We start from the raw sequence: 15,621 nt of genomic DNA on the forward strand, positions 1-15,621 counted from the left end.
ATGCTCAGCATTGCGCTTTACAAAGCACTTTTGACGGGACTAAAATAGGCCCATCAGTTTAATAGGAACTTTCAAGTGTATAGCTGTTTGAATACCGCTCGAACTACGACAACTCGTTAACAATTTGCTAACGAGCCCGCTTGTGTTGCTTGAAAGAATTCAAAATTTAAAAGTGTGGCTTTACAAAAAAGCCACACTTTTTTTATTAGTACCGAAAGAAAAGGAATCGAAAAATGTTATCCGTAACGCTTCCAGATGGATCCAAACGAGATTTTGAGGCACCGTTGTCTGCTGCCGATGTGGCTAAAAGCATCAGCACCAGTCTCGGTAAGGCTGCAATCGCTGCGCGTCTTGACGGCAAATTAGTGGATTTGTCCACCGTGATTGATCACGATGCAACATTGGCCATCATCACTGAAAAGGATCCTGAAGCGCTCGAGATCGTTCGTCACTCGACGGCTCACTTGATGGCTCAGGCCGTCAAGGAACTCTATCCGGAAGCTCAAGTGACGATCGGACCGGCTATTGAAAACGGCTTTTACTACGATTTCTCTTATACGCGTCCCTTCACGCCCGAAGATTTAGTGGCCATTGAAAAACGCATGGATGAGTTGGCTGCGAAGAATATCCCGATCGTGCGCAAGGAAATGAAGCGCGAAGACGCCATAGCTTTCTTCCTGTCGGAAGGTGAAAAGTACAAGGCTGAGCTCATTGAAGCTATTCCTGAGGGAGAAACCATTTCCCTTTATGAACAAGGCGACTTTATCGACCTTTGCCGCGGCCCTCACGTGCCGAGCACGGGTAAATTGAAGGTGCATAAGCTCATGAAGGTGGCAGGCGCCTACTGGAGAGGCGACTCCAAAAACGAAATGCTGCAGCGCATCTATGGTACGGCTTGGTTAAAGAAAGATGACCTCAAGGCCTATCTCACGATGCTTGAAGAAGCCGAAAAGCGTGACCACCGCCGCTTGGGCAAGGAATTGGATTTGTTCCACTTGCAGGATGAAGCGCCCGGCATGATTTTCTGGCACGCCAAGGGCTGGGCCCTGTGGCAGCAGGTCGAAAAGTACATGCGTACGATCTATCAGGATAACGGTTACGACGAAGTGAAAGCTCCGCAGGTCTTGGATCGCTCCTTGTGGGAACGCTCCGGTCACTGGGCCAAGTATCGTGAAAACATGTTCACAACGGAATCGGAAAACCGTTACTACGCCTTAAAGCCCATGAACTGCCCGGGCCACATTCAGATTTTCAATTCTGCTCTTCGCAGCTATCGTGATCTTCCGATGCGTTTGGGCGAATTTGGTCAATGCCACCGCAATGAACCCTCGGGCTCCTTGCACGGCTTGATGCGTGTAAGAGGCTTTACGCAAGACGACGGTCACATCTTCTGTACGGAAGATCAGATTCTGTCCGAATGCGAAGCCTACTCCAAACTCGTGCGCGAGGTTTACCACACGTTCGGCTTTGAAAACATCGCCTATAAGGTTGCGACGCGCCCGGCCATGCGAATCGGCGAAGACTCTGCTTGGGATAAGGCTGAAGCCGCTTTGATGAAGAGCCTGGATGATCTGGGGCTCGAATACGAAATTCTGCCCGGTGAAGGCGCTTTCTATGGTCCGAAGATTGAGTACCACTTAAAGGATTGCCTCGGTCGCTCCTGGCAGTGCGGCACGATTCAGGTGGACTTCCAGATGCCGGGTCGCTTGGGTGCTGAATATGTCGCTGAAGACAATTCCCGCAAGGTACCTGTCATGCTTCACCGTGCCATCATCGGTTCGATGGAACGTTGGATCGGTATGCTGATCGAACACTATGCCGGTGCCATGCCGGTGTGGCTCTCTCCGATTCAGGTGGCCGTGGCCAACATCACCGAACATCAGGCTGATTACGTTGATGAAATCGCTGCCAAGATGAAGGCTGCGGGTCTGCGCGTTCAAAAAGACGTGCGCAATGAAAAGATCAACTACAAGATTCGTGAATTGAGCTTACAGAAGATCCCCTACATTGCTGTCGTCGGTGAAAAAGAACGAGAAGCCGGTACCGTGGCCATTCGCGCTCGTGGCGGCAAGGACTTGGGTGTCATGAAGTTGGAAGATTTCATTGCCCGAGTGGTCGAAGAAAACGACAAGAAAGTTAACGGTTAAGTCTTAAACGACTCAATGCGTTAGACGGACCCGACTCTAGGCGTATTGACTTAGAGTCGGGTTAATTTTTGGGTTTGTTACCTGATTTGATACGCTTAATGTTGTTTTTTTGCGTGTCAGTTACCCAAAATTTTGGGAAAAAGTGCTAAAGTGAGCGCTTCGCGCCGTCTAGCGCGAAAACTATTCAGTTTGAGTTTTTAGGAGAACGATCATCGCTCAAGAACGTACGCACCGAATCAATCGTGAGATTCGCGTGCCTGAAATTCGCTTGACGGGTGTCGACGGCACCCAAATCGGTATTGTGCGCACTTCCGAAGCTTTGGCCATGGCCGAAGAAGCGGGGGTGGATTTGGTGGAAGTGGCTGCTAAGGCTAATCCTCCTGTTTGCCGCTTGATGGACTACGGTAAGTTCCGTTATCAGGAACAAAAGCGCCAGCAGGAAATGAAGGCTAAGCAAAAGGTCATCCAGGTCAAGGAAGTGAAGTTCCGTCCTGCCACCGACGAAAATGATTACCAAACGAAGCTGCGCGCGCTCATCCGCTTCTTGGGTGACGGCAACAAAGCCAAAGTGACGCTTCGTTACCGCGGTCGTGAAATGGCTCATCAGGATTTAGGCCAGGATGTGCTCACACGAATCCGCGAAGATCTGGCAGAAGTGGCTCAAGTGGAGCAATTTCCGAAGCTTGAAGGCCGCCAGATGATCATGGTACTTGCGCCCAAGCGCAAAAAGTAATATTATTCGCGTTTTTGAAGTCGAGTCATTCTTTTTAGGAATCCCTCGCAGGTGTTTTTATGCGCTGCGACAAGGCAAAAAGGGACTCGACATATAACAAGTGAGATCCGGCCGACAAGTCTTTTGCGGGGTGCAAAAGCGCCGGTGATCATCTAATAACAAAAGGAAATCGGTCAAATGCCGAAGATGAAGACAAAGAAGGCTGCCTCCAAGCGCTTTAAGGTGCGTTCCGGCGGTTCTATCAAACGTGCTCACGCCACCAAGCGTCACATTCTTTCCCATCGTACGACGAAGAACAAGCGTCATCTGCGCGGAATGGTCACCATTCACGACTCTGACAGCAAGTCCATCCATCGTATGTTGCCCTACGCTTAATTAAGAGGAGAGAAAGATGCCCAGAGTAAAACGTGGTGTTACCGCTCGTGCTCGTCATAAGAAGATTTTGAAGCTCTCCAAGGGTTTCATCCTTCGTCGCAATAATGTTTTCCGCGTTGCCAAGCAAGCGGTGATGAAGGCCGGTCAATACGCTTATCGTGACCGTCGCAACAAGAAGCGCGTGTTCCGTCGCTTGTGGATCGCTCGTATCAATGCCGGTGCCCGTGCCAACGGCATGACCTACAGCGTGTTCATGAACGGCTTGAAGAAGGCCAATATCGCTTTGGACCGCAAGGTTCTGTCCGATATGGCTATCTTTGACAAGGCCGGCTTTGCCAGCCTCGTGGAAAAGGTGAAGAGCCTCTAATTCGTCATAGACGAAGTTTCAAAAGAATTAAAGCCGCAAGACTTTGTGCCTGCGGCTTTTTTCATTCCGGCTTTAAAACAGTTTTTCACGACTTTTCAACTGTATTTTCAGAAGTTTTCCACAAGGTTTTAAACAAATTTTGTGGAAAAACTCGTACTTTTCCCTGTCGTCACGATCAATGAGCAGTCTAGACGAAACCCTGACGATGGCTTAAAATCAAAAAATTCTGTTTTTATTTTTTAGACGCAAAAATGAAAGAAATTCGCACGCGTATTGCCCCGTCTCCGACCGGGATGATGCACTTGGGTACGGCCCGCACAGCTATTTATTGTTGGGCTTATGCCCGCCATTTTGTGGGCGGTAAGTTCCTGCTTCGTATTGAAGACACCGATCAGGAGCGCTCCACGCAGGAAGCTGTCGATGTGATCATCAACGGTATGAAGTGGCTTGAACTTGATTACGATGAAGGTCCTGTCTATCAAATGGATCGTTTGGGCCGCTACAAAGAAGTTGTCGACATGATGCTCGAAAAGGGCTTGGCCTATAAATGCTATGCAACTAAGGAAGAATTGGAAGCCTTGCGTGAAGAGCAAATGGCCAAGAAGATTAAGCCTCGCTACGACGGCCGCTGGCGCCCTGAAAACTGTGTCGGTAAACCCATCCCTGAAGGCGTTACGCCCGTGATTCGATTCCGCAATCCCGATACGGGTACGGTAAGCTGGGACGATATGGTCTACGGTCACATCGCTTTTGAAAACACGGAGCTCGATGACCTCGTTATTATGCGCGGCGACGGCATTCCGACCTATAACTTTGCCGTTGTGGTCGATGACATCGATATGAAGGTCAGCCACGTGGTGCGCGGTGCCGACCATATCAATAACACTCCGCGTCAGATCAACCTCTACAAAGCTCTTGGCGCTGAGGTGCCGGAATTTGCCCACTTACCTTTAATCAACGGTCCTGATAACCGCAAGTTAAGTAAGCGCAACGGTGACGCAAGTGTCATGGACTACGAAAAGAAGGGTTATTTGCCCGAAGCGTTGGTCAATTATCTGGCTCGTTTGGGTTGGGGCCACGGCAATGATGAAAAATTCACCAAAGCCCAGTTGGCTGAATGGTTTGATTTGCGTCACTGCTCGAAGTCGCCTGCCTGTCTTGACCCCAAGAAGCTCAATCACTTAAATCACCTCTATATTGCCGAGGCTGATAATGATCGCTTGGCCCGCTTGGTGCGTCCGCGCATCGAAGCCCGAGGCGGTGTAATCGACGGCCACGCCGATTTGGCGCGCGTGATGGAAATCACGAAGCAACGCCCCGAAACGCTGGAAGCCCTGGCCGATAATTGCATGATTTTCTACCGTCCGCTGCAGCGTGATGAAGCCCTCGTGCGTGAAGTGCTCGCTAATGATCAAAGCCTAGCTGCCGTGAAGCTTTTCTTGGAACGCGCCCGTGCTGTTGAAGACTGGACCGCTGAAAATATCTACGGTGTTCTCAAGAGCATCATGGATGAAATGGGTATCAAGATGCCGGTGGTGGCTGTTCCGATCCGTGTGCTTGTCTTCGGTGAAAAGGTTTCGCCGATGTTTGATAAGACGCTTGAACTTTTCGGCAAAGACACGGTTATTGCCAACATTGAAAGCGGTCTGAAGCTCATTTAATTGAGTCTTTAGACAGAAAGTCCCACGAGTCAGGCAGTATTGAAAACTCGTGGGATTTTTTAACTTCGGAAAAATCGTCTGCCGCTTTCGTCAGATTGAGTGATCATTCCGATTTCTTCTAAAGCGTTGATCAGATCTTTAGCCCGTTGTTCAGAAATGCGAAGCCGATTTTGAATCGTTTGCAATGTGCGGGCTTCATCCAGTACCAAAAGATTTTTGGCCGCACCGATGAGGGCGTCGCCCGCATCTGAGAGGTCAAAGCTTGCCGTCTCAAAATTTTCTCTGACGGGCGCACTCAGGCTTCTGATGTAATCGTCCGTGGTATTTTTCGAAGGTGTCGGTAAAACGAGAAGCGAGGTGTATTCAAAACGTTGTTCGAGTGCTTTCAGGCGCATGGTTGTAATACGCCTGGGCGCACTTTTTGCTTTACCGATGACCGCACTGATGCGGGGCGCCACCGCGTCATCTGCCATCGCTTCATATAAGTAGGCACTGAGCACCAAAATAAGTTTCGGTCGAAGCGTTTCAATGGCATGAACCACTCGGTCGGCCGTTTGAACAAAGTATTTGACAGTCTGAGGGCCGTGAAGATGAGCCGGTACCTCATCGCACCAGATCACTTCTGTGGTATGGGCTTCAAGCCACGAGGGGTTGGCGGTTGAACGGGTAAGGGGGATTCCCCAAATCGCAAACCACTTCACCAACGCATCGCGAATTTTTCCCTGCTGGGCGCGGGGATCAAAGTAGTGAGTGGACAACTTCCCGACTGCCCCCTGTCCCGGTAGGGTCACAATGAGTAAACCCCCTTGTATGGATGATTCGTTGCCCGTCATTTTTACTTTCCAATGCTTTTAGCTTGTGCCATAAAGAGTTTAAGCCGATTGGTAAAGTTTGCACGAGAGGTGCCCGCCTCAAAGTCAATGGCGCAGAGGTTGGCACCGCGATAAAGTTCGCGCAGCACCCGCATGACGCCTTTGCCTGTGATGTGGTTGGGCAAACACGCAAAGGGCTGCAGACAAAGCACGTTGGGGGTGCCGGTTTCGAGAAATTCCACCATTTCAGCTGTCAGCAGCCACCCTTCGCCTGCTTGTTGAGCGGGAGACATGAGCGTTTTGAGGCGATTGAGGTGTTCATTAAGAGTGGGCATTGCTTCAAAGCCAGCTTCAACTAACGCTTGGTTTGCTATAGCGCGCAAGGACTCGAAGTACCTGACCAAAAGAGCAGAAACGAATGCACGGGTTTGGGGACCCTTTAACGCTTTAGCTTGGAAAACCGGATCGTAGAGACAATACAAAAGGAAACTGGAGATATCACCAAGCCTGGGTTCAGCGCCTTCGGCAAAGAGTTCTTCCAAAATCTGAAGATTCGCCTGTGGGTGGTATTTGAGCAAAATTTCCCCAACGATACCCACCTGAGGTTTTTGGGTGCGGTTAACGGCTACTGCTGCAAAATCCTCAGCCATGAGTCTGGCATTTTTCCGCAGACCTCTTCTGCCTTTATCGATGTCGCGGCAGGCAATGGCCTGCCACTTTTGCAGCAACGCTTGAGCGCTTCCTTTTTCAATTTCGTAAGATCGGGTTTTTAAGTACAGCTTTTGTAAAAGGTCGCCGTATAGAACGCCCAGAGCAATCCGATTGATCCCCTTTAGTCCGAGCGGCAGGTGCTCGGTACCGGTGATTTTGTAGGTGGAAATGGTGATGACGGGAAGATCTTCCATATCCAGATCTTTAAGTGCCCACTTCAGGAGAGTTGCGTAATTGGTGGCACGGCACGGCCCGCACGTCTGTGCGAGCAATAGTGCACTCGTTTCCCGATCGAAGTCTTTGGATAGAACAGTATCCAAAAGCTGACCGATTACTACGATAGCTGGGTAACAGGCATCGTTATTGACGTAGCGAAGCCCCAATTGGATGGCTTCGGGTCGCACTTCAGGCAGCAATTTGACGTTATAGCCCAGGCTTTTGAGCGCACTTTCCAAAATGGGGAAATGAATAGGCGCCATCTGCGGGATATAAATCGTTTTGACAGCCTTTGGATTCAGAGGCTTTTTTGGTGCGTTCGGATGCCAGACAACGGGCGACTCATGGATGCCGGCAACGTTGTTGCGGCGATCTTTCACTGCAGCAAAAAGTGAGCGCAAGCGAATGCGGGCAGCGCCCAACGTGTCGCCCTCGTCAATTTTGAGCATGGTATAGAGTTTGCCCGCAGGCTCCAGAATGCGCTTGACCTGTTCGGACGTGATGGCATCCAACCCGCAGCCGAAACTGACTAAATGAACCAATTCAGCCCATGATTTGTCGCGCACGAGTTCGGCTGCCCGGTAAAGGCGGCTGTGAAAGGTCCACTGATCGATTACATCCAGAGACGTCGTGTCAGGGGCCATGTGAGCAATCGAGTCTTCGGTGACAATTTCTACGCCCATAGATGCAATGAGCGTGCAGATCCCATGATTGACAAAGGGGTCCATGTGATAGGGGTGAGAGGCGATCACGACCAAAGGCGTTTTGGAAATTTCGTGCTCACGCCAACACTTTTCGCCCATCTGACGAATCTGACGTTGATAGGTTTGCTGCGCAGCCTCTGCGCTTTGAACGGCCTCTTTGATTTCAGAAACGTTGATCTCAGGAAAAGCCCCTGCTACAGCCTTAACGACTGTTGCCGCTTCATTTAAATCAACAAAAGGCGTGATGAGTGTACTTTCTTTATGCGTGCATTCAAAGTTAAGCTTTAACGCTTCGGGGTAACCTCCTACCACCGGACAGGCAAAACGACCCGGCACGTTTTGGAAATTGGTGCGCTCTTTAGGAACGCAGGGTAACCAAATCTTTTTAACGCCTTTTTTAGCTAACCACGTCACGTGCCCGTGGGCAAGTTTTGCCGGCAGACAAAGGCTCTGTGAGGGAATACTCTCTACGCCCAGGCCTGCAATGTAGTGATCGGAATAGGGTGAGAGTTCAACGTGAAAACCAAGCTTGGTAAAAAGCTCAAACCAATAAGGGTAGTGTTCGTAAATATTGAGTACCCGAGCCATACCGATCGTGCCTCTGGGGGCCGTATCAGCCGGCAGCGGTTCACGATTAAAGAGCAGGGCAAGCTTTTTATCGATAAAGTGTTCGGCGTTTTTCGCTTCGGCCCCTTTGAGTGCAAAGTCACAGCGGTTGCCGCTCACGTGCTTTTGGCCGCTTGCAAAGCGGTGCAGAGTGAGCAGACAGTGATTGTTGCAGCTTTGGCAGCGAAATTGTGTCGTTTTAACGTCCGAGAGATCAAGCGCCTTTTCGCTCAAATCAAGGGCAGGCGTATCCTTGGTCGTTCTTTCCTTGGCAATGAGTGCGGCGCCATAGGCTCCCATGAGTCCGGCGATATCCGGTCGAATGACCTCACGGCCGATGTAGACTTCAAAGGCGCGCAAAATGGCATCATTTAAAAAGGTTCCGCCCTGAACGAGCACGTGTTCGCCCAATTGTTTGGTGTCAGCGATTCGAAGAACTTTATGCAAGGCGTTGAGCACAATGGAGTGACAAAGACCGGCTGCAATATCATCGACCGTGGCCCCTGCGCTTTGAGCTTGCTTCACCTTTGAATTCATGAAAACGGTGCAGCGGGTACCCAAATCGCACGGGTGCTTTGCATGCAAGGCTCGCTCAACGAAATCCTTCAGTGTCAGGCCTAATTGCTTGGCATACGTTTCGATAAAAGAGCCGCAGCCTGAGGAGCACGCCTCGTTTAATTTCACGTCCGCAATTGCCCCACCTTTGACTTTCAGACACTTCATGTCCTGACCGCCGATATCGATGACATAGGACGTCTGGGGATCAAAAGCCACGGCCGCACGTTGGTGGGCGAGCGTTTCAACTTCGTTAAACTGACTGCCTAAAGCAGCTTGTGCAAGACTGGCTCCGTAGCCCGTGGTACAAATCGAGCGAATGCGAGCGGCTGGCGGCACTTTAGCTGCCAATTGCAAAACTTTCGGAATGAGTTTGGGCAGGGGATCGCCTTCGTTATGATCGTACCAACTGTCAATAATGGCGCCGTGCCTGTCGATGAGTGCGAGTTTAACCGTGGTGCTGCCCAAATCAATGCCTAAAAAGAGGTCTCCTGTCGAATTTTCCAAAGATGCTCTTTTTGCGCAGTGGGCGGCATGACGGGTTTTAAAAGCGCAGAGTTCCTCTTCATTTTTGAAAAAAGGAGCCAGTACATTTGTTTCGCCTGCGATCGTACTGATGGGGGCAAGTTTTTGTAAAAAGTCACTCAATGTGGGTTCAGACTTGGATGCATTATCCAAAGCGTCAAGCGCAGCACCGTAAGCTACTGCGTACTGCGAGTTGTCAAAATGCTCAAAAGTAGTGCCTGGGGCTTTTAATTTGCGTTCGAACGCATGGGCAAGCTCAGATAAAAAATGCAACGGACCGCCCAGGAAAGCGACTCGACCGGCAATGGGCCGTCCGCAAGCAAGCCCACTTATCGCCTGATCAGCCACCGCTTCAAAAATACTTCTGGCAATTTCCTCTCGTCTTACACCGCTGTTTAAAAGAGCAACGACGTCTGTTTTGGCAAAGACGCCGCAGCGTGAGGCAATCGGGTGGGACCGTTTGGCATGTTCTGCGAGATCATTCAAACCTTTGGGATCGGTATCCAAAAGAGACGCCATCTGATCGATAAAAGCACCGGTGCCGCCCGCACAGGCCTCATTCATTCGCAATTCCACCCCTTGCGTGAGGTAGATGATTTTGGCGTCTTCGCCGCCTAACTCAACGGCAACATCCAATAAGGGATCATTGGCACGCAGATAGGTACCGGCTGCGACCACTTCCTGAACAAAACCTACACCGGTTACGGAGGCCAACATCAAAGCACCGGACCCAGACAGGCGGACACGAGCCTGTTGACAGTCCATGCGGTCGGTCAAATCTTTTAATAATTCTTTGAGAGTTTGAACCACGGCACTTTTGTGGCGTTCATAGCGAGCGGCGAGGATCGTTTTATTGCCGTCAACCAATGCGTATTTGATGGTTGTTGAACCGATATCAATGCCTAAAGACAAACAGGCGTTATTGATCTGCATACATCCAAGAATAAAAATTATTTTTATTAAGTCCGGATCTGTGTCATACAACTTCCAGACTGATTTGAAATTGATGCAACCGATTGTAATAAAGATGAGGCTGAATGGAATGCCTAATTTTTAGCGAAATTGTTAATGAAGAGGGCAATTTAAAAGATAAAATTTGAACTAAAAAGAAAAATCCCGAAATTTTTCAATTTTCGGGATTTGAAAGCGTCAGTCGTGTGATATTAATCTTCAATCACTTCGGCTTTTTCAATGATGATATTTTCCTTCGGCACATCATCATGGAAACCCCAACGACCGGTTTTCACTCGGGCGATATCATCTACAACGGATTCGCCTGCGATCACCTTACCGAAAACCGCATAGCCCCAGCCTTGGGGAGTGGGGGCGGTGTGATTTAAAAAGTCGTTGTCGGCAACGTTGATGAAAAACTGAGCCGTGGCTGAATGGGGATCACTCGTGCGAGCCATGGCAATCGTGTACTTGTCGTTGCGAAGGCCGTTGGCGGCTTCGTTTTCAATGGGTTCTCGGGTTTGCTTTTGCTTCATGCCCGGCTCAAAGCCGCCGCCTTGAATCATGAAACCGGGGATCACACGGTGAAAAATCGTGTTGTTGTAAAAACCGTCACGAACGTATTGTTCGAAATTTTTGCTCGTGGCCGGAGCGTGTTCGTAGTCGAGTTCAAGGTCAATGATACCTTTGTTCGTTGTTAAGCGAATCATGCTTTATTTTCCTTTGATAATGGACATATTCTTGATAACCACGTCACGGATAGGAACGTCATCGTAGTAGCTCACCGAATGCGTTTTGACACCTGCAATGGCATCAACCGTTTCCATGCCGGAGATTACTTTGCCGAACACCGCATAGCCGTTGCCGTCCTGAGCTTGAGCGGCGTCCAAGAAGTGGTTGTCGCGCACGTTAATGAAAAATTGACTCGTCGCCGAATTCGGGTTGTTGGTACGAGCCATGGCGATCGTGCCGCGACGATTGGTTAAACCGTTGCGCGATTCTAAAGGAATCGGAGCACGCGTCTCTTTTTCTTCCATGCCGGTGATAAAGCCCCCGCCTTGAATCATGAAGTTGGGGATCACACGATGAAAAAGCGTGTTTTTGTAAAAGCCGCTTTTTACATAGGTTAAAAAGTTTGCGACGGTTTTGGGCGCGGCTTTGTCATTGAGTTCGAGTACAAAGCTTCCCATGTTGGTCTCTACCTTCACTTGGGTAGAGGAGGCCGCATAAACGCAAGGGGCCATGACAGCCAGTGCGGCAGCTGTGATGATAAAGCGTCGGGTCAGACTCATGAATAGCGTCCTTTAAGAATTTTGCAGGCGATCGCGCAGCGCTTTTACTTTTCTTGAAAGCGGTTTATCACGCGGGGTGAGTGACAAAGCCTTTTCGTAGTACTCAAGGGCTTTTTCTTCATCGGCGTGACGTCCTTGAAGGGCGAGGTCGCCTAAATTTTCGTAGCCCATCGCAAAGTTGGGATTTAACGTCACGGCTTGAGTGAGTAATTCCCGGGCTTTGTCTAAATTGCCTTCGGCGGCATAGATGGCCGCAAGGTTATTGTAGGGTTCGACAATTTCGGGATACTTATCAATCATGTCACCGAAAAGTGTTTTGGCGACGCGGCGGTTGCCCATGCGGTTATAGACAACGGCCTTTTTAAATTGCAGCTGCACGTTGCGGGGATTGGCTTTAAGAGCCAGATCAATTTGCTTGAGAGCGTCGTCAAATTGCTTTTCGACGATCAGACGATCGACAAGTTGGATGCGCTCGGTTTCATTTCTGGGCTCATCGTACTCAAACTCGGCCATAGCCGGAAAAGACGCTGCGGCACCGAACATGATCGCGGCGATCGAATAAGTTAAAAGTTTTTTGCGATTAGACATGGCGGGATAAGAAGTTTATTCCCGACGAATTATAAAGATGACGGACAGTTGATATCGATAAGAAATGCAACGAAGCGTTTCTCCACACGAAAGTTGAGGCGCTACAGATGACTGCACTTCCTATATACTGTTGAGGTCTTTTCTTTTATTGCATTGAATGGCCATGTCTTTAGAACTTTACTCAACGCTTTCTCGTCGCAAACAGGTTTTTGAGCCGATCAACGCAGGCGAGGTGAAAATGTACGTCTGCGGTGTGACGGTGTATGACTACACGCACATCGGTCACGGCCGCACGTTTATTTCTTTTGACATCATTCGCCGCTGGCTTGAAGCATCAGGCTTTAAGGTGACCTTTGTGCGCAACATCACCGATGTGGACGACAAGATTATTCGCCGTGCAGCCGAACGTCACGTCACGTGCGATGCGCTTACCGATGAATTTGCCCGTGCGATGCAGGAAGATATGCTCACTCTCGGCTGCCTTGCTCCCACTGTTGAGCCCCGAGCCACGCATTTCATTCCTCAAATGCTCAACATCATCGATAAGCTCGAGAAAAAGGGCTTGGCTTATCAGACCAAAAGCGGGGATGTGGCCTACGCTGTGCGCCAATTCAAGGACTATGGGAAACTTTCCGGTAAGTCCATTGATGACTTAATCAGCGGAGAGCGCGTCGCAGCCGATGAAAGCAAACGCGATCCGTTGGACTTCGTACTTTGGAAGAGCGCTAAGCCCGGCGAACCCCAGTGGGACAGCCCCTGGGGTAAGGGACGTCCGGGTTGGCACATCGAGTGCTCGGCGATGAGCTGCCACTACTTGGGTGAAACCTTTGACATTCACGGCGGCGGCCCCGATCTTATCTTCCCGCACCACGAAAATGAAATTGCTCAAAGCGAAGGCGCCAACGGCAAGCGCTTTGCCAACTACTGGATGCACACCGGTCCTTTGCGTGTCATGAATAAAGAAGGTAAAGAAGAAAAGATGAGCAAGTCGCTCGGTAACTTCTGGACCGTTCGTGATGCCATTGCCGAAACCGACGATAAGTTCGGTAAGGGAAACGGCGCTCAGGTGTTACGGTTTTTCCTCATGCGTACGCACTACAGAAGCCCGATTCTGTTCGGACCGGATTTGATCGTGGATGCCTACCAGAGCTTAAAACGTCTTTATACGGCTCTGAAAGATGTGCCTGCCGACAATGAACCGCTCGATTGGAATGAGGAATGCGCCAAGCGCTTTGCCGAAGCCATGAACGATGACTTTAATGTGCCGGTCGCCGTGGCTCAACTCTTTGAATTGGCCAATCGTGCCCAGGCGCAAAAAAGCGCTGCAATGAGCCGTCAGTTAAAGAAGCTCGGTGCCATTCTCAATATCTTGCAGGGTGACCCGGAAGCGTTCCTTAAAGGCTCTACCGAAGGGCTCGATGAGGCAGCCATTGAAGAGGCAATTGCTGCGCGTGCTGCAGCCAAAAAGGCTAAGGACTACGCCAAGGCCGATGAAATCCGTAAGCACCTTGCTCAAATGGGTGTGATGCTTACCGATACGCCGCAAGGCACGACCTGGCAGCGCGTGTTGGTTGAAAAGGCCCATTAACCCGGTTATGGCTGAACGCATGCCTCAAAGCGCCTTTCCTGATTATTGGGATAAGGCGCTTAATTTTCTGTCTGATCGCGATCCGGTGATGAAAGCGCTCATTGCGCGCTATCGCCATGTGCCTTTTCGTGCTCATCCGTCAGTTTTGGATTCTATTTTGCGAGCCATCGTCGGTCAGCAGGTATCCAATACGGCAGCCGCCACGGTTTGGACGCGTCTGACCGAACAAAAGCAAGGTCGATGGGAGTCCTTCATTTTGATCTCTTCGACTCAGTCGCTTATCGATTTAGGACTCAATACCCGGAAAGTAGCTGCCATGAAGGAAGTAGCCTGGCGGTGGGTGACGGGGCGCTGGAGTGAAGAGAAATTCCGCGCGATGAGCGATGAAGAAGCGATCACCGAAATCGTGAGAGTAAAGGGTCTGGGACCATGGAGCGCCATGAGTGTTTTGATCTTTGCACTGCAACGGCCGGACGTCTTTCCCGAGACGGATTTCGGAATTCGAGTTGCCCTTATTAAGAACTATTTACCGCACGAAAATATCAAAACCATTATCCGCAGTGAAGCGCAAAGCCGTGTAAAATTGATCGCTGACGTTTGGGCGCCGTATCGTACCGTCGCCACGTGGTTTTTGTGGCGTTCTCTCGAAAATACGCCCTTCGATAAAGAGAGTGAATAATGGCTAAACACGTTTTTCTTGAATTTGAAAAGCAAATTGAAGAGCTTCAGAGCAAGATCGATGAATTAAATGAAATGCAGGAAAAGGATGAGGGTAAAAAGATTGACCTCACCACTGAAATCGAACAGCTGAAGCTTAAAACGGAAGAACTCCTAAAAGAAACCTACGCGGATTTGACCCCGTGGCAGACCTCATTGGTTGCGCGCCATCCTCAGCGTCCCTATATGCTCGATTACGTGCGCATGGTGTTTACGGATTTTCATGAATTGCACGGTGATCGCGCTTATGCTGATGACACCTCGATTGTCGGCGGTTTGGCCCGTTTGGCAGGGCACCCCGTCGTGGTGATCGGACACCAAAAAGGGCGCGATACGAAAGAGCGCATGATGCGCAATTTCGGTATGAGCCGTCCTGAAGGCTACCGCAAAGCGCTTCGCTTGATGAAGCTTGCCGAAAAGTTTTCGCTTCCGATCTTTACCTTTATTGATACGCCCGGGGCCTATCCCGGCATCGGCGCAGAAGAGCGCGGTCAGTCTGAAGCCATCGGCCGTAACCTCTATGAGATGAGTCACTTGAAAACGCCGATTATCGCAACGGTGATCGGTGAAGGGGGATCGGGCGGAGCCTTAGCGATTGCCGTGGCCGATGTCGTCAACATTTTGCAGTATTCGATCTACTCGGTGATTAGCCCCGAGGGCTGCGCTTCCATTTTGTGGAAAGATGCCTCGCGCGCACCCGATGCGGCTCAAGCCTTGGGTTTGACGGCAGACCGTCTGCGTGAATTGGGCTTGGTTGACCGAGTGCTCTCAGAACCCTTGGGCGGCGCCCATCGTGATCCGCAGCTTATGGGGGCAAGCTTAAAGAAGACGCTTACGGATCAGATGCGTCAGTTCCTGCCCATGGATACCGATGAGCTCGTTGCGCGCCGTCTTGAACGCTTGCTTCAGTACGGCAAGTTTGAAGAAAAAGAGCTCGATAAGGTGCTCGAACCCATTGCCGAGCATGAATCGATTGAGGAAGAACAACCGGCCAAAACGACTAAAAAGCGCGTAACGCGCAAGGCCCACAATGCCGACAAGAAGAGTGAATAACACAGCGATCACGTCAAAAC

At 50.2% G+C, this 15,621-nt stretch carries 13 protein-coding genes; 8 read left to right on the top strand and 5 right to left on the bottom strand.

Annotated elements, in window-relative coordinates; all coding sequences use genetic code 11:
* The first annotated feature begins 233 nt into the window (after positions 1-233).
* From thrS to gltX, 5 genes are all read left to right on the top strand, one after another.
* Positions 234-2,147: a threonine--tRNA ligase gene (gene thrS, locus H5985_RS02325; protein ID WP_205049714.1), complete on the top strand. Its 1,914-nt coding sequence runs from the start codon at positions 234-236 to the stop codon at positions 2,145-2,147.
* Positions 2,148-2,358: 211 nt separating this feature from the next.
* Positions 2,359-2,880: a translation initiation factor IF-3 gene (gene infC / locus H5985_RS02330; RefSeq protein WP_205049873.1), complete on the top strand. Its 522-nt coding sequence runs from the start codon at positions 2,359-2,361 to the stop codon at positions 2,878-2,880.
* Positions 2,881-3,057: 177 nt separating this feature from the next.
* Positions 3,058-3,255: a 50S ribosomal protein L35 gene (gene rpmI, locus H5985_RS02335; protein WP_022473627.1), complete on the top strand. Its 198-nt coding sequence runs from the start codon at positions 3,058-3,060 to the stop codon at positions 3,253-3,255.
* A 16-nt stretch (positions 3,256-3,271) separates the two neighbouring features.
* Complete coding sequence (gene rplT, locus H5985_RS02340) at positions 3,272-3,622, top strand: 50S ribosomal protein L20 (protein ID WP_205049715.1); 351 nt, start codon at positions 3,272-3,274, stop codon at positions 3,620-3,622.
* 251 nt (positions 3,623-3,873) lie between these two features.
* Positions 3,874-5,283 carry a glutamate--tRNA ligase gene (gltX, locus tag H5985_RS02345; RefSeq protein ID WP_205049716.1) on the top strand — a complete coding sequence of 470 codons (1,410 nt, stop codon included), beginning with the start codon at positions 3,874-3,876 and terminating at the stop codon, positions 5,281-5,283.
* A gap of 59 nt (positions 5,284-5,342) precedes the next feature.
* Here the strand turns inward: gltX and H5985_RS02350 are convergent, their stop codons facing one another.
* From H5985_RS02350 to H5985_RS02370, 5 genes are all read right to left on the bottom strand, one after another.
* On the bottom strand, positions 5,343-6,116 hold the full coding sequence (locus tag H5985_RS02350) for a hypothetical protein (protein WP_205049717.1): 774 nt from the start codon (positions 6,114-6,116) through the stop codon (positions 5,343-5,345).
* A gap of 2 nt (positions 6,117-6,118) precedes the next feature.
* A complete protein-coding gene (locus H5985_RS02355) occupies positions 6,119-10,345 on the bottom strand; it encodes an acyl-CoA dehydratase activase (RefSeq protein WP_205049718.1) in 4,227 nt (1,408 codons plus the stop codon).
* A gap of 230 nt (positions 10,346-10,575) precedes the next feature.
* A complete protein-coding gene (locus H5985_RS02360; protein WP_205049719.1) occupies positions 10,576-11,073 on the bottom strand; it encodes a peptidylprolyl isomerase in 498 nt (165 codons plus the stop codon).
* Positions 11,074-11,076: 3 nt separating this feature from the next.
* Positions 11,077-11,655 carry a peptidylprolyl isomerase gene (locus tag H5985_RS02365; protein ID WP_205049720.1) on the bottom strand — a complete coding sequence of 193 codons (579 nt, stop codon included), beginning with the start codon at positions 11,653-11,655 and terminating at the stop codon, positions 11,077-11,079.
* Positions 11,656-11,667: 12 nt separating this feature from the next.
* Positions 11,668-12,243, bottom strand: coding sequence for a tetratricopeptide repeat protein (locus H5985_RS02370; RefSeq protein WP_205049721.1), 576 nt, complete (start codon positions 12,241-12,243; stop codon positions 11,668-11,670).
* 163 nt (positions 12,244-12,406) lie between these two features.
* Here H5985_RS02370 and cysS point away from each other — a divergent pair, with 163 nt between their 5' ends.
* Genes cysS through H5985_RS02385 form a run of 3 tightly spaced genes read left to right on the top strand, consistent with a single transcriptional unit; the run spans position 12,407 to position 15,601 of the window.
* Entirely contained in the window at positions 12,407-13,831 is a 1,425-nt protein-coding gene (gene cysS, locus H5985_RS02375) for a cysteine--tRNA ligase (protein ID WP_205049722.1), read from the top strand.
* Positions 13,832-13,838: 7 nt separating this feature from the next.
* Positions 13,839-14,510 carry a DNA-3-methyladenine glycosylase family protein gene (locus tag H5985_RS02380; RefSeq protein ID WP_205049723.1) on the top strand — a complete coding sequence of 224 codons (672 nt, stop codon included), beginning with the start codon at positions 13,839-13,841 and terminating at the stop codon, positions 14,508-14,510.
* On the top strand, positions 14,510-15,601 hold the full coding sequence (locus H5985_RS02385) for an acetyl-CoA carboxylase carboxyltransferase subunit alpha (RefSeq protein ID WP_205049724.1): 1,092 nt from the start codon (positions 14,510-14,512) through the stop codon (positions 15,599-15,601). Before H5985_RS02380 ends, H5985_RS02385 begins: the two co-directional genes overlap by 1 nt.
* The last annotated feature ends 20 nt before the right edge of the window (positions 15,602-15,621 follow it).

It is taken from the genome of Parasutterella secunda (assembly GCF_016901835.1).
Taxonomy (GTDB): domain Bacteria; phylum Pseudomonadota; class Gammaproteobacteria; order Burkholderiales; family Burkholderiaceae_F; genus Aphodousia; species Aphodousia faecavium.

What these genes read in the sequence shown, in the direction of transcription:
- gltX (WP_205049716.1), top strand. Translation starts at nt 3,874, where the DNA reads ATGAAAGAAATTCGCACGCGTATTGCCCCGTCTCCGACCGGGATGATG.
- H5985_RS02350 (WP_205049717.1), bottom strand. Translation starts at nt 6,116, where the DNA reads ATGACGGGCAACGAATCATCCATACAAGGGGGTTTACTCATTGTGACC.
- H5985_RS02360 (WP_205049719.1), bottom strand. Translation starts at nt 11,073, where the DNA reads ATGATTCGCTTAACAACGAACAAAGGTATCATTGACCTTGAACTCGAC.
- rpmI (WP_022473627.1), top strand. Translation starts at nt 3,058, where the DNA reads ATGCCGAAGATGAAGACAAAGAAGGCTGCCTCCAAGCGCTTTAAGGTG.
- H5985_RS02355 (WP_205049718.1), bottom strand. Translation starts at nt 10,345, where the DNA reads ATGCAGATCAATAACGCCTGTTTGTCTTTAGGCATTGATATCGGTTCA.
- H5985_RS02365 (WP_205049720.1), bottom strand. Translation starts at nt 11,655, where the DNA reads ATGAGTCTGACCCGACGCTTTATCATCACAGCTGCCGCACTGGCTGTC.
- H5985_RS02370 (WP_205049721.1), bottom strand. Translation starts at nt 12,243, where the DNA reads ATGTCTAATCGCAAAAAACTTTTAACTTATTCGATCGCCGCGATCATG.
- rplT (WP_205049715.1), top strand. Translation starts at nt 3,272, where the DNA reads ATGCCCAGAGTAAAACGTGGTGTTACCGCTCGTGCTCGTCATAAGAAG.
- H5985_RS02380 (WP_205049723.1), top strand. Translation starts at nt 13,839, where the DNA reads ATGGCTGAACGCATGCCTCAAAGCGCCTTTCCTGATTATTGGGATAAG.
- H5985_RS02385 (WP_205049724.1), top strand. Translation starts at nt 14,510, where the DNA reads ATGGCTAAACACGTTTTTCTTGAATTTGAAAAGCAAATTGAAGAGCTT.
- cysS (WP_205049722.1), top strand. Translation starts at nt 12,407, where the DNA reads ATGTCTTTAGAACTTTACTCAACGCTTTCTCGTCGCAAACAGGTTTTT.
- thrS (WP_205049714.1), top strand. Translation starts at nt 234, where the DNA reads ATGTTATCCGTAACGCTTCCAGATGGATCCAAACGAGATTTTGAGGCA.